We start from the raw sequence: 14338 nt of genomic DNA on the forward strand, positions 1-14338 counted from the left end.
AATGTACACATTTATCACCTGAGACAAAAACTGCATCCAGATTTAATTCAGACCATTCGTGGTGTGGGATATATTTTTAAACCGTTTGAGCAGCGTCATGTTTAGTCACAGCTTGAAATGGCGTTTGGTCATGAGTCTTTTGGCCGTGTTTATTGTGCTGTGGAGTGCAGTATTTTCATGGCTGTATATTGACCTGAAACAGCGTTTACAAGACACACTGGATCAACGCTTATCGGCATCTGCACAAATGGTTGCCCGGCTGATTCAGCAGTTACCGCTGGATAGTCTAGGGGATGCAACCTTATCCAAATTAGCCAAGAATGATGATGCAAACCAGTTAATTGCCTGTGAAGTTTCTCTTTTTAGCTCTGACATCTCGTTAGGTAATCAGGTGATTGCCAAAACACGCGGTGCCCCCCCAAAATTTAAGCCAGCGACCAGAAGGATTCAGCACCTGGCAGCAGGGTGATACGGAATGGCGCAGTTATGTTCTGCGTCGTGGCGATATTCAGGTGGTGGCAGCAGAACGTATGTTCTTGAGGGATACCTTACTACAGCAGATTCTGCAGTCCGTACTGATTCCCTTGGTCTTCTCACTGCTGATCTGTATTGCCCTGATCATCTTTATTATCCGCAGACAGTTCCGGTCTTTGGATCAGCTCAGTCAATACCTGAACCAGAAAAACCTTAGCTATTCAGAGGTGGCAGATTTTTTAATGCAGCTCAAGCCTGCAAGTATTCCCCAAGAAGTACAGCCTTTTGTCAACAATTCCACGCAGTTGATTCAAAAACTCAATGACAGTCTGCAACAGGAGAAAGCCTTTAGTGCCTATGCTGCACATGAATTACGCAGTCCCCTGACTGCAATTAAAACCCATGTACAACTGGCCCAGCTGATCGGTCAGCAGCAGCACCTGCCTGAATCCATTCAGCATAATTTGCAGCAGGCCAATGAGAGTATCCGGCGTTATACGCTGTTACTCGAGCAGCTTTTATTGCTGACCCAATCAGAAAACAGTATCCAGGCAATGCCTGAGGCCATCTGGCTTCGCCCCACACTTGAGAAAGTTCTTGCAGACTTAGGTACACGCTATCCAGAAATGAACAAAAAAATACAAGTAAACTGGGACAACTTGGGCGAAATTCAGCTGCCTGAATTTGTGCTGTATACCGTACTGAAAAATCTGCTTGAAAATGCCCTGCTGCATGCACAGGCTGCCCATATCTGGATTTCCATGCAGTCTGGTTGCCTAGTGATTGAAGATGATGGACAGCAACTGACAGCACAGGATATCCAACATTTAGGACAACGCTTCTGGCGCAAATCTGCTCAGCAGCACGGCCATGGTTTAGGACTGGCATTGACCGCTAACCTGTTAAAACAGTATGGCTATCAGCTCTCTTTCAATGCCCGACAGCCCTATGGGCTTCGCATTGAAATCAATTCAATACATTCGAAAACCCTAGAGATTTTTTGAAATAAAAATTCTTACTTTTCAACATCCAATAAAGATATCACCAATTCAAATCACTTCCTTTGTTTATACAAATAACTTTTTCTTCAACAAAAACCTTCTCTGTATTCTCAAGTTTATGATCAGGCGATCACAACGCACTTTTAATTTTTAGCATAGAAACAGGTATAAAAATAATAAGACCCCTCTATGAAAACAAAAATGCCAGAGAAAAAAGATCACTTGATGCAACTAGGCCTGTCACCAATTAGCTTAAAAAAATCTAATCTGTCCTCATTATTTTTTCATGACTAAACGCTATGCATTAAGAGATGATCAGTGGGAACAGATTAAGGATCTGTTGCCCGGACGAGCAAGTACTGTTTGAGTAACTGCCAAAGACAACAGGGTATTTGTTGAAGCAGTATTGTATCGGTATCGTTCAAGTATTCCGTAGTGAGATTTACCAGAATGCTTTGGGGGTTTTAGAGTCGTGCACACTCGCTTTAGCCCTAAAAATCCAGGATAATCACCACCCCACAGTTCTGATTAATTTTTTAAAAATTTCCTTTCGATGGCCGGGCTTGCGCTAAACTCAAAGCATCTTATCGCACCGTAATGCACTGTTATGGAATTCAAGGCCTGGTATAAGCTTCGCAGATTTATTTATGACAATTTGCATAATGAAGAACACGAAAGCATCTTAAGTCGCGTCATCAATATATTTCTGATTATATTGATTATTGGGAATACTGCTGCCGTTTTACTTGAATCAATCAATGACCTCTATCAATCCTATCAGCTGCTGTTTGATGCCTTTGAATTATTCTCGATCTTTATTTTTACCCTGGAATATTTATTAAGATTTTGGGCCATTGCGGAAAAAGACCCCTTTGAAGGTGCATGGAAAAACCGATGGTTATGGATCCGTAGTGGCGGTGCCATCATTGACCTGTTGGCGATTCTCCCGGCCTATATTAACTTCTTTGTGCATCTCGATTTACGCTTCCTGCGAATCCTTCGATTATTCAGATTACTTAAATTAACCCGTTATTTCGTCTCCCTGCAGATTTTATTGCGGGTGATCAAGCGCGAAAAGGGCTCATTTCAGGCGGTTATTTTTATCCTGCTGATCATGATCATCATCGCGGCGGCTGGAGTATATGTGGTTGAAAATAAGGCTCAACCAGAAGTCTTTAGCTCCATCCCTGCATCCATGTGGTGGGCAGTGGTGACACTGACCACGGTCGGCTATGGCGATGTGACACCAATCACCCCCTTAGGCCGCTTTCTAGGGGCTTTAATTACTATTTTAGGGGTGGGTCTGGCAGCGCTTCCTGCGGGTATTCTGGCAAATGGTCTGGCCAATGAGCTGAGACAGCGCAAGCACAAACTGGAATTAAGATTTCGTGAACTGCTCGATGATGCAGAAATTGACTTAATTGAAGATCAAGAAAAAATTGAAATTTTACGTAAAGAAGTCGGACTGAGCAAAGAACAAATGCAGGATATCCTGTTAGAACTTATTCATGAGCGTAAGAAAGAACAACTCGAGCAGGAAAAAAACAAATATTTCTTCTGTCCACATTGTGGGCATAAGTTACCTGATTAAATTCGAACGTCAATGCAAGCGTATCATCACGAGCATCAGACCATCGGGTATGATGCTCGTTGCAGACAGATACTATTCACTCAATCCACTCGACTGAATCAGGATCAAATCCTCTCAGGCCAAAAATGCAGCGATGTCTTCCGCTACTGCCCGAGCTGTCCGGGAAACCCCGACCAGCGTGGCCGAAGCAGCACCGGTCCATTCTCCATAGCCCACCAGCCATAAATTTGGTACCTGAACAGAGCGGCCATTCTGAACCGCAATGGTCTGGTCCGGCTGGATAATTCCGAGGCTGCTGAGGTGATTCAGCGCCGCCTTAAATCCTGTACACCAGATCACCACATCCACATGCGCTGTGCTGCCATCTTCCCAAATCACGCCATGTTCTGTAAAAGCTGAAAATGGACGCCTGCTCTGCAAAATGCCTCGCTCACGTGCATCTTTAACTGAATCAATCATGACAATATCACCCAACCCCCCAATGGGCTGCTCAATCTTTCTACCTTCCTGCTGGGCTTTCAGGCGCTCAGTCGCCCTTAAGAACAGGACACGGCCATCGACATCATCTGCCAGAAACTGCGGCGGTGTCTGGGTGATCCAAAGCGTTTCGGCCACCTGAGATACTTCTGCCAAGATTTGTGCACCAGAGTTACCGCCACCCACCACCATGACTTTCTTGGTTTTAAATAACTCAGCATTTTTATAATCTGCGGAATGCAGTTGTACGCCCTGAAAATGCTCACGGCCGGCATACTCGGGAATAAATGGTTGGCTCCATGTCCCTGTAGCGCTTACCACCGCTTTGGCTTTCCAGGATTGTTCCCCGGCATAAACCTCTAAATACTGGCCCTTACTTTCCACGCGTTCCACACGCACCGGACGAACTACAGGAAAGTGATAGCGCTGCTCATAGGCGGTCAAATAATCGATCACCTCATTGCGGGTCGGATAGGTCTGTTCGGTCGCCGGCATCATCCAGCCTGACAGCGAACTCCAGCTATTCGGGGAGAAAAGGCGCAAGGACTCCCAGGCATGCTGCCAGGCACCTCCAGGCTGAGGCTGATCATCTAGGATGATAAACGGAATGTTCTTACGCTTTAAGAAATAAGCCGTGGACAAACCGGCCTGTCCACCACCGATGATGATCACATCAACTTCAGCTTGTAATTGAGCCAAAATATTTCCCCCCTTCTTTATTGTCATCAAATAAAAACCCAGCCTGCTTATCAGACTGGGCGTATTTCATAAAATTTTCAAGCGTTTAAATTAGCCTTCCATTGCTCAAGATACTTTTCAGTCTCTCTGATCACCTAGAATTTATAAACTACGCTGATTTACCCGTTTGGAAAGCTCTTCAGCCGATTCCTTGCGTTCCGAATAACGGTTGGTCAAATAAGCACTTTGCCCACGGGTTAGTAAAGTAAACTTATACAGTTCTTCCATCACATCGACAATCCGGTCATAGAATGCTGATGGCTTCATTCGTCCATCTTCTTCAAATTCCAGGAATGCTTTTGGAATTGAAGACTGATTTGGAATCGTGATCATCCGCATCCAACGCCCCAAAACACGCATCTGGTTCAGACTATTAAAGGACTGTGATCCCCCACTGACTTGCATCAAGGCAAGGGTTTTTCCCTGAGTGGCACGAATTGCACCCCCTGCCAGAGGAATCCAGTCAATCTGCGATTTAAAGATGGAACTCATAGAACCATGGCGTTCCGGTGAACACCACACCATACCTTCAGCCCATGCCAGAAGCTCATGCAGTTCTTTTACTTTTGGATGTTCAGTATCAGCATCTTCCGGTAAAGGTAGCCCTTTCGGATGGAAGATTTTTACTTCTGCCCCAAAATATTCAAGGATTCGACCAGCTTCAAGAACTGCAAGGCGACTGTAAGAACGTTCCCGATTAGACCCATAGAGCAGTAAAATCCGAGGAGGATGAGCTAGTTCTTTGGCTTGGACTTTTTCAAAGGTGGGTTGTTCAATAAGATTTGGATCTACGTTAGGCAGGTTCATCGGATCAAGCCTCTTTAAAATATTTCTTTCTTAGCCACAGTGAAACACTCACTAAAGCAATTAACACAGGTACTTCAACCAATGGCCCAATAATCGTGGTAAAAGCAACTGGCGAAGCGATACCAAAAGTTGCAATAGCGACTGCAAGTGATAATTCAAAATTATTTCCAGCCGCAGTAAATGAGATTGCAGCAGTTTTTGGATAATCATTGCCCATCCATTTACTCATAAAGAAGCTAATAAAGAACATGGCCACAAAGTAAATGATTAAAGGAATCGCGATGCGTAAAACTTCCAGTGGAAGACTTACGACATCACCTCCTTTTAAGCTAAACATCGCCAAAATCGTAAACAGCAAAGCCATCAAACTCAGCGGGCTGATTTTTGGAATGAACTTGTTTTGATACCATTCTACGCCTTTTTGTTTCACCAAAATTAAGCGCGTTAAGAAACCCAATAAGAACGGAATTCCAAGATAAACCAGAACAGCATGGGTAATGGTCCAGAAGCTAAGATTGATCACTCGAGCTTCAATACCAAAATATGGCGGAAGGAAGGTCAGGAATAACCAGGCATAGGTACTGAAGAATAAAATCTGGAAAATACTGTTAAACGCCACCAATGCTGCAACATATTGGTTATCACCACAGGCCAGACCATTCCACACCAGTACCATGGCGATACATCGAGCTAAACCAATCAGGATCACGCCTGTCATATACTCTGGATAGCTATGCAAAAAAATCACAGCCAACGCAAACATCAGTACCGGAGCAATCAACCAGTTTTGAATTAAAGATAGCGTCAGGGTTTTCTTATCCTTAAACACTTGCGGCAAGGTCGCATAATCCACTTTTGCCAGGGGTGGATACATCATCAGAATCAGACCAATCGCGATTGGAATATTGACTGAATTAATACTGAATTGATCCAGAGCAACCGATGCTTGAGGAAAAAAGTTTCCTATGGCGATGCCTAACGCCATGGCAATAAAAATCCAGAGCGTCAGGTTGCGATCTAAAAAGGACATGCGTTTTTCAGACATGTGACTTACTCAACATTCGAAATTTGATTAATCGCTGCAATCAATTGCGAGCGAGAAAGCTCATTTACGTTAAGTTTAAACAAAGCATCCAAGCGACGATTGATATGTTCAACAGTGCTCATAAAGGCTTTCATTTTTTCTTCTTTATCCACCTCTAAATGGGACGGATCAGACAGGCCCCAGTGCGCCTTGATCGCTCCGCCAAGATAAAGAGGACACGCTTCCTGTGCAGCCGCATCACAGACGGTAATCACCACGTCTGGCTGATACTGTTCACAGGCATCAATGCTTTTGCTGGATAAGCCTTCAGTCGACAAGCCCAGATTGTGCAGGGTTTCAAGCGTCAAGGGATGCACCTGACCGGAAGGTTTGCTGCCGGCACTGTAAGCGACCCAGCCTTCTGGCGCACGGCTATTGAACAACACTTCAGAGAGAATGCTGCGGCAACTGTTCCCCGTACATAAAAACAAAAATTTCATGAAAACTTACTCGCAATGGCTCTGAATCGATAGAGCGGAAGAATCAAATAAAACCGGAACCTCACTAGCTTTTAGCACGTCCAGAATTTCAAAACACCAGGCCGGCAATTGCTGATTAATGCTGTAGTACACCCACTGGCTTTGCCGGCGATCGTTGAGTAAACCACAAGAACGTAACAAGGCCAGATGACGTGAAATTTTCGGCTGGCTTAACTGCAGTTTATCGGTCAGATCACAGACGCATTGCTCTTTGTTTTGTGCAATTAGCAGGACAATACTGAGACGTGTTTCATCAGATAAACATTTAAAAAACTGAACGTGGTCCATAATTGCTCCCATTTTTTATGCAAATATACACATATCCATATATATGGTAAAGATGACCTGTCAAAAATGATATCCAGATCAGAATATGCCTACCAGAAAGCGCTCGCTTGAACAATTTCCCGCTTTTTCCGATATAGGTCATCGTCAATGTGTTTTTCAGATAAAAAAGCTCCAATCAAGTTGAAGCTTTTTCGCATGGAGGGACACTTTATTTTACCCGATTGCCCTGTTCATCCACGATGATTTCACCGTCTTCTTTGGCAAAGGCTTTTAATTGTGGCAAAGGCAGAATATCCAGTACCACTTCCGATGGACGGCATAATCGGGTTCCAAACTCGGTAACCACCAACGGGCGATTGATCAGGATCGGATGTTGCAGCATGGCATCCAGCAGTTTCTCATCGCTCCAGCCGGCATCATCCAGATTCAGCTCGGTGTAGGGATCGACATTTTTACGGAGCACTTCACGAACCGTCAAACCGGCATCCCGAACCATGTTGACCAGCTGATCTTTCGAGGGTGGCGTAAGCAGATATTCGATCACTTCCGGCTCAATTCCCGCATTGCGAATTAACGCCAGCGTATTGCGTGAGGTGCCACAGGCCGAGTTATGATAAATTTGGACTTTTGGCATTTGATTCATGAGCTTCCCTCTTATCAATGAATCATAGTTTTATATATGAATATACGCATATTCGCAATATAAAATATATGTGCTTTATGAATAAAATCTGAGATGAGGACTCTAAAACCATTGGAAACAGTTTCAAAATGAGGCTGTCTTATGTCTAGGATACTGGGAGCAGTCCAGTTGATCCGGATGCTTATTACGGAGACATGCAATCTGATGACATTATTATGGTTCGTTACGGTGATGATGCTACTTTCAAAAATTAGTTATTGAGACAAATGGAAAAAGATATCTTCAGGCTCTAAGTCCAGAGTTCAAGCCGAATATTATTGAGTTAAACAACCAATGTATATTTGTAGGTCAGGTAGTTAACTGTATACGCTATGTTTATCGAGCGAGAACAAGATTTAGAAAGAATTAACAAAAGTCAATATATTCAGCGTTGTCTAAATTGATAAAATCGCCGTTTTCTACAGAAAATTTAAGATTGTTAAGGATTGAAGTGAATATTCAAAATGATTTACCAGAACTAAGTAATTACAGTGAGTTAAGCAGTAAAGAGCAATTAACTATCCATCAAATGCTTATTTCGTACGTACGCTCAGATCACCTCTATAATATTATCTTGACCCATAATGTTGAACCTTACGACTTAGTTAAACTTGTAAGTATTAGTTTTGAGAATAGAGATGCTGCTATCTGGGTTCATTTTGAAACTATTACAGCTGAGAGACTGACAATGCCTCTCGATTTTATTTCAAGAATAGAAGTATGTAATTACGAAGTTTTTTAAGACTAGAATCGAGTCCCCCTAGCGTGGGGATTTATGTTAAATAAGATCTAAGACAAAATAGAAATACTCCTGGTAACATACATAAGAAGCCAGCAGCTTTTGCAGCCATATAATTCTTGACCTTTTTATGGGAAATATGTGGTCTAAAAATTATCCCTGTAAAACATCATATAAATCCTATAATTATTAGAAATGATGACATGATTTTAATCTCTTATTTTTCTAAGTTCATATTAAACAATCCGATATGTACGAGTTCTCTTTTATAAGATTCTCTATATAATTCAAAGTTAAATAACAATAAACTTTATATTTTTTCTTATATGTGAAGCTTATCCCAAAAAATTTAAAGGAAACTATATACCAGCTCTTATAAGATTGTCCCCCCCAATGCGTACAATGAAGATAAACTGTTGAATGATTTGGATAAATCACTAAATTAATATAAATATTATTATAATATAAAGGGTTAGACACTTTTCCTTTCGACTTTACAATTTCCTTTCGTTGTTAATAATTAAGATACATTTAAAATGCTTCTTTAGAACTATAATTTTGAAAATTTTTTGGTAGCTTCGATTCATTATGACTTTTTATATATTTCTAATACTTATGAATATCGCAGCTATAATGGCAGTGATTGCATTTTTTCATAAGTAATAAGAAAATTACATCTTGGTATTTCTAACCGCAGGCTAATTTTAAATTTCATTATAAAAATAAATTTCTTTAAGTATTATTTTTAGTATAAATTTCACACATTTCTATATAATACCTATTTTAGGCTCCCGTTTATAAGAATTACTCATATATTGGGTATTTCGCATATATATTCTTACTGTTGCAGTAGGTTCACTTCATGAATAATATTAACTTTAATAACTTTGAAGAAGCTGGCCAAGCCATTTTAAAATTCTTATCTCAACGCTTTGGCTTCAAATTGTGGATGATTACTCGTACTGAGGGTGACGACTGGATTGTATTATTGAGTGAAGATAATGGCTATAACGTTAAGCCCGGACAAGTATTTCATTGGGCAGACTCATTCTGCTCACACATGGTACAAAGTAATATGCCTCGTATTGCTCCCTATTCACCTGATATTCAAGTTTACGCAGATGCACCTATAAATCACCTAGTCTCAATTAAAGCCTATATCGGCCAACCTCTGTATAAAGAAGATGGCTCTCTTTTTGGCACTCTATGTGCAATTGATCCCGAACCTCAACCTAAAATTCTTGTTGAAGATGCTCCATTATTCGAGTTGATAGCAAAGGTACTCAGTTATACGATTCAAGCTGATATGAAAGCTGCTGAGTACATACGTAAAGCTGAGCGTTTTGAAATAGAAGCAATGTCCGACCCAATGACTGGACTTTTCAACCGTCGTGCTTGGGATGAGCTTATTATCAAAGAGGAAGAGCGCTGTAAGCATTATGGTCACCCTACTGCTATTCTTATGATAGACCTTAATGATCTTAAGATCACAAATGATACTCTGGGTCATGCTGCAGGTGATGAGCTCATTCAAAGAATGGCTTTAGCTCTCAAAAACACGGTACGTAGTAATGATATTATCGCTCGCTTAGGGGGTGATGAGTTTGCTGTGATGACCATTGAAACTAACTTAGAGCATGCGAAGAAGCTTGCATCAAGAATTCAAAATACTTTTACAAAAGTTGGAATTAGTGCTGCAATTGGCTTTGCAATGCGTAATCCAACCTTTGGGTTAGCTGAAGCTATCAAAGAAGCAGATGCAAAGATGTATCAGAATAAAGTTATGGTCAAATCGAGTAGCCATTAATTAAACTACTTACCCGATGCAGCCTTTGTATCTGGTAAGGCCTTATCTACAATCTGAAGATGTACTATTGAAATAATTCAATATAACCGAAAACCCTAGAGATTTTTTTGAAATAAAAACTATTATTTTTCATACCATTAAGAGCTTTAATCCGTTTTAATTCTGCACTTAGCCCTATCAAAATTGCGACTTTTCCAACAAAAATCCTGCAGTTTATTCCCAGGTTTTTGATCAAACGGTTAGGATCAACAATTTACTTTTATCATGAAGACTGATTATAAAAATAATAAAAGTCCATGCCAAAAAACCTTAAGTTCGCCAGCGAGCGCCGTAGTGACCAACGTAAAAAAGTCATACAAGCCGAAATGCTGCAGGCCCAAACATTTATACAGATCTATCTGCTCTTACCTTTCTTCTTTAAGGCATATCAGCATTAGCAACATCTTACGATGCGCAAACCCTAGAAGATGTCATCTAGCATGAAGCAAGCGCTGTGCGTGATAAAAAATTGACTGAACCTACACTGCGAATCTGCCTGTGGCTGATCAGCCTATTCCAGCCGAGTACAACGCAAGTGCAGCAGTTCAATCAATTTATTAATTTGCGGCACTTTGAGCTGAAATATTTAAGCTAAATGTCATGAATAGACATATCTGCCAGTACACCAAACTTTTCATCAAACGGCGCTAATTGTTCTTTGACGTATTTGGATCCGCGAAGTTTACGGCCATGCTCATCATAGTATTTATGAAAAAGTGTTTTGAAGGGATAGTACTGTTTTATGCTCAAGTCTTCCGCCATCTGATTGACCTTCGCTTCAAGCATCTTTTGAGCTACCCCTTGCTCACATTCTTTTGCGGTATCACGAGTTGCTGAAGAACGTTTTCCATTGATCATTAGTTCAATGTAGTAGGCCGAACCGCGCTTTCTGGGCTTGGGTAATTTCATTACGTAATTTCCAAAATTCTTGACGTAAACTTGACGTAAATTTAACGGCAATAACTGCATAAAATACGGGTTTTGCAGATAGTGCGGATAACGGCTCACTTTACTCAAGGCATTAAAAAAGGGCTTTAAGCTACTGTTTTCGCTTAAAACCCTTATAACATAACGTTTAGAATCTTGGTAGGTATAAGCAGACTCGAACTGCTGACCTCTACGATGTCAACGTAGCGCTCTAACCAACTGAGCTATACACCTAGAATGCTTGGCATATTATAAATTTTTCCGACCGAAAACAAGCCTTTTCATTTAGTTTTTAAAACGTCCGCGCAAGTTTTAAGCAAATCCTTGAATTTTTTCACTTCTTGCTCAGTTATTGAGGTTCCCGAATAAAGATTTTTTTCAAAGATCTGGATGGCTTGAATAAATGCTGTCTGGTTTTCAACCTGAGCCTGTTGGGATAAACGCTGCATCCAGTGATGAAAAGTTTCAGCAGGCAGCTTTTTGAGATCGTCAGCTAAAGATTGATTCAGCTGTTGAATCGCACGATCAAATGGAGATTGCGCCTGTCGGGCTTTTAGATAAATTCTGAAGATATAGGCCAAAATCAATAGTGCAATACTGCCCAGTAAAATTATGACACTCGAATAAACTGAACCGAGTCCTAATTTTGATAACCAGCTCTGTTGTGATTCTGCATTATAACCCACCACCTTACTTTGCCATTGGTAGCTGGCATAATCGCTCCAAACGCGTAGTTTGGTGATCCATAGATTATGCTGCGAGTTCCAGGTCGACTGATTTGCCGATACCCATGCATCCTGAGAAAGCAGATTTTGCATGCCATCATCTATACGCTGTGGAGCGATCATTGCGGTTGGATCAAAGCGTTGCCATTTCTGATCAATCCAAACCTCTGTCCAGGCATGGGCATCGAGCTGTCGGACCTCCCAGCTCATCCGATCCGGGGCCAGCTCCCCCCCTTGATAACCTGTGACCACCCGTGCAGGAATCCCGACATAACGCATCAGCATCACGAAACTCGAAGCATAGTGTTCACAAAAGCCTTGCCGGGAATTAAACAGGAACTCATCAATCCGGTTTTGCCCCAATTGACCCGGCTTCAGGGTATAAACAAAGTTATTCTGCCGATACCAGTTCAAGACTTTCTGTACATAACGCCGAGGATCTTCCGCACTTTGCGTATAGAGACGTTGTGCTAATTGTTGTGCTCGCGGGTCAAGTCGGCGCTGCACCTGAGTATTCGTTCGCTCGATATATTGCGTTGGCAAAGCCTGAGGGTCATATTCTGTTCCGATCCATTGTAACGAAATCGGTTCAATACGTTGCGTGAGCCGTCTCGGCACAATGCTCCAATCCTGACGGTTATAATAACGGCGTTCCACAGGTATCGATTTTTCCAAACCCATGATCCAGAACACCGAAGGATCCGTAGCCAGATATTGGTAGTTCCAGCCTGTAGGTACGGGTGAGGTATCCATCGGTTGTCGCATTAAAGGCTGCTGATTGACGAAACTGCTGGTCCAGCGTTGCCCATCATATTCATCTAGCACCAAGGCGCGCCAATAGAGTTCTGAGCGCGGCGGAAGCTTGCTGACATCACCAATAATCCGGAAAGCAAGGACACTAGATTGGGATAATTCAGCAATATCCCCAGGTGACATACTATCGCCAATGCCGGTCACGCCCTTATTTTCAGGAATGGGAATATGCCAAAGTGGCGGCAAGCGCGGAAAGAAAATAAACAGCAAGATAAAAAATGGAACAGCGTACAAGATAAACTTGCCCACATGCTTGGCATCCTGTTGCAATGCTGCGCGCTGAGTGGTCTGCTCCTGTTCAAACTCACTGGTCTGAATCCGGTACAGGCCAATCAAACAGCTGATTAAACACAGCACAATCACGATCGCCATCCCAAAAGATTGGCTATATAGGAATGAACTGGCAGCGACAAACAGGGCAAAATTAAACAGAATAATCAGGTCACGTTTATTTTTACTTTCCAGGGATTTGGCAAATAAAAAAGTGGATAAAACCGCTACCCCAGCCTCGACCCCGATAAAACTATGATGGCTCAAATAAATACTGCCGAGTGCCAAAGCCGTCAGCAGGAAAGTACCCATTTTAGGAAATGGCTGCTGACGTTTCAGGAAAATCCAGATACATACAATACTAATCGCAAAAATAATACTGAGTAGAACCGGAATAAATGCCATCTGGGCGATGAGAATCAGGCCCAAAGTCAGCACAATCGAGGTACGGATTTTTGCATTGATCATGAATTTATCCGCCTTAAGCCTGCGCCAACAATTGTTTGGCTTTCCGCAGTTGTTCTTCACCTGCGCCCTGAGGCAATTCGGCCTGTGGCAAATGCAGACTGTACGCACATTGCTGCTGCTCGCATTGCTCGACCAGACCCATCACAAATTCAAGTTTTTCTTCATGTGACTGGCTCGGCATATGTGCATAATGAATCTCGATACTGTGCTCATCCTGATATTGCTCAAAGACTTTGACATACAAGCCTTGCCCACGCGCAAACTGCTTCCAGGACACCGCCTGCAAGGAATCACCTGACTGGTAATTGCGTAATTCACGGAACTCATCCATATCCGGTTCAAAACGGTTAAAGTGATATTTATTTTCTGTGCTAAAAACTTCAGCTTTAGGCGCGACCCAGGCCGAATGCTGATGATAAAGATAGGTCCAGGCTCGAACTAACCCAAAGGGATAAACCGAATAAATCTGAATCACCGGATAATCAAACTTGCCACGTTGCTCTGCATAAAATGGCAGAATAAATTGCTGTTTTTGTGCATTCAGATAAACTTTCGCTAGCTGATTCCCTGCTTTGATATACAAATAGCGGGGGCGAAGCTGCTGCTGTTGAAAATAAAGATGCAAATTCAGGCTATGACCGACCTGCCCCACATCATCTGCGATCAATTCAATTTTCAGGTCATGCAATTGCTTAAAAGTCAGATAAAAACTGATACACAGCACCGCACTGATTAAAAAGCAGAAACCTAAAATCAGGTTATTGGCATAGTTCACCCCCGCCACAAAGGTGATGAAGATCAACACTAGATACAGATAGCCCTGCTGATAAATAAATACCAGCACATCTTTCTGCGAGAGCTGTTTCTGCTGAGAAAATTGAAAGCGTTTGGCCAGCCATTTTTGCCAGGTTTTATCCAAGAGAGGACTC

The 14338-nt window shown here is 42.1% G+C and carries 12 protein-coding genes, 1 tRNA gene and 4 pseudogenes; 7 read left to right on the forward strand and 10 right to left on the reverse strand.

Translation table 11 applies throughout. The features are described 5' to 3' along the window. The 4 genes and pseudogenes from Q9R24_RS01315 to Q9R24_RS01330 all read left to right on the forward strand — a co-directional run. Nucleotides 1-105, forward strand: a pseudogene (locus Q9R24_RS01315) (winged helix-turn-helix domain-containing protein); the annotation flags it as partial. Beyond that, a pseudogene (locus Q9R24_RS01320) lies at nt 98-1478 on the forward strand (ATP-binding protein). The pseudogenes Q9R24_RS01315 and Q9R24_RS01320, both read left to right, overlap by 8 nt. A 283-nt stretch (nt 1479-1761) precedes the next feature. Next, nucleotides 1762-1908: pseudogene (locus Q9R24_RS14985) on the forward strand (IS5/IS1182 family transposase); the annotation flags it as partial. Between the two features lie 174 nt (nt 1909-2082). Beyond that, nucleotides 2083-3066, forward strand: a complete 984-nt coding sequence (locus Q9R24_RS01330) for a potassium channel family protein (RefSeq protein ID WP_004280160.1) — start codon at nt 2083-2085, stop codon at nt 3064-3066. A gap of 114 nt (nt 3067-3180) precedes the next feature. Here the strand turns inward: Q9R24_RS01330 and Q9R24_RS01335 are convergent, their stop codons facing one another. The 6 genes from Q9R24_RS01335 to arsC form a co-directional block, all read right to left on the reverse strand. After that, complete coding sequence (locus Q9R24_RS01335; RefSeq protein ID WP_004646562.1) at nt 3181-4242, reverse strand: ArsO family NAD(P)H-dependent flavin-containing monooxygenase; 1062 nt, start codon at nt 4240-4242, stop codon at nt 3181-3183. Between the two features lie 141 nt (nt 4243-4383). After that, a complete protein-coding gene (gene arsH / locus Q9R24_RS01340; protein WP_004280163.1) occupies nt 4384-5088 on the reverse strand; it encodes an arsenical resistance protein ArsH in 705 nt (234 codons plus the stop codon). A gap of 4 nt (nt 5089-5092) precedes the next feature. Beyond that, nucleotides 5093-6133, reverse strand: coding sequence for an ACR3 family arsenite efflux transporter (gene arsB / locus Q9R24_RS01345; protein ID WP_311203547.1), 1041 nt, complete (start codon nt 6131-6133; stop codon nt 5093-5095). Nucleotides 6134-6138: 5 nt separating this feature from the next. Next, nucleotides 6139-6612, reverse strand: coding sequence for an arsenate reductase ArsC (locus tag Q9R24_RS01350; protein WP_004280165.1), 474 nt, complete (start codon nt 6610-6612; stop codon nt 6139-6141). Nucleotides 6613-6618: 6 nt separating this feature from the next. Beyond that, entirely contained in the window at nt 6619-6939 is a 321-nt protein-coding gene (locus Q9R24_RS01355; protein WP_004646559.1) for a metalloregulator ArsR/SmtB family transcription factor, read from the reverse strand. Between the two features lie 208 nt (nt 6940-7147). Then, nucleotides 7148-7582: an arsenate reductase (glutaredoxin) gene (gene arsC / locus Q9R24_RS01360; protein ID WP_311203548.1), complete on the reverse strand. Its 435-nt coding sequence runs from the start codon at nt 7580-7582 to the stop codon at nt 7148-7150. 167 nt (nt 7583-7749) lie between these two features. On the opposite strand from arsC, the pseudogene Q9R24_RS01365 reads away from it, so the two are divergent. The 3 genes and pseudogenes from Q9R24_RS01365 to Q9R24_RS01375 form a co-directional block, all read left to right on the forward strand. Further along, a pseudogene (locus tag Q9R24_RS01365) lies at nt 7750-7991 on the forward strand (S24 family peptidase); the annotation flags it as partial. An 81-nt stretch (nt 7992-8072) separates the two neighbouring features. Next, nucleotides 8073-8363, forward strand: a complete 291-nt coding sequence (locus Q9R24_RS01370; protein WP_004280169.1) for a hypothetical protein — start codon at nt 8073-8075, stop codon at nt 8361-8363. 859 nt (nt 8364-9222) lie between these two features. Then, nucleotides 9223-10167 (forward strand): sensor domain-containing diguanylate cyclase, encoded by a 945-nt coding sequence (locus Q9R24_RS01375; RefSeq protein ID WP_311203549.1) that lies wholly within the window; start codon nt 9223-9225, stop codon nt 10165-10167. A gap of 630 nt (nt 10168-10797) precedes the next feature. Here Q9R24_RS01375 and Q9R24_RS01380 read toward each other — a convergent pair. The 4 genes from Q9R24_RS01380 to Q9R24_RS01395 form a co-directional block, all read right to left on the reverse strand. Beyond that, the gene (locus tag Q9R24_RS01380; RefSeq protein WP_228127368.1) at nt 10798-11214 is read right to left on the reverse strand and encodes a hypothetical protein; all 417 of its coding nucleotides are present in this window, start codon (nt 11212-11214) and stop codon (nt 10798-10800) included. A 76-nt stretch (nt 11215-11290) separates the two neighbouring features. Then, nucleotides 11291-11367 (reverse strand) — tRNA-Val (locus Q9R24_RS01385). Between the two features lie 47 nt (nt 11368-11414). Then, a complete protein-coding gene (locus Q9R24_RS01390; protein ID WP_311203550.1) occupies nt 11415-13409 on the reverse strand; it encodes a DUF3488 and transglutaminase-like domain-containing protein in 1995 nt (664 codons plus the stop codon). 13 nt (nt 13410-13422) lie between these two features. Further along, nucleotides 13423-14328, reverse strand: a complete 906-nt coding sequence (locus Q9R24_RS01395) for a DUF58 domain-containing protein (protein WP_311203551.1) — start codon at nt 14326-14328, stop codon at nt 13423-13425. Nucleotides 14329-14338: the final 10 nt, after the last annotated feature.

The sequence above is a fragment of the Acinetobacter sp. RRD8 genome (genome assembly GCF_031844225.1).
Lineage (GTDB): Bacteria > Pseudomonadota > Gammaproteobacteria > Pseudomonadales > Moraxellaceae > Acinetobacter.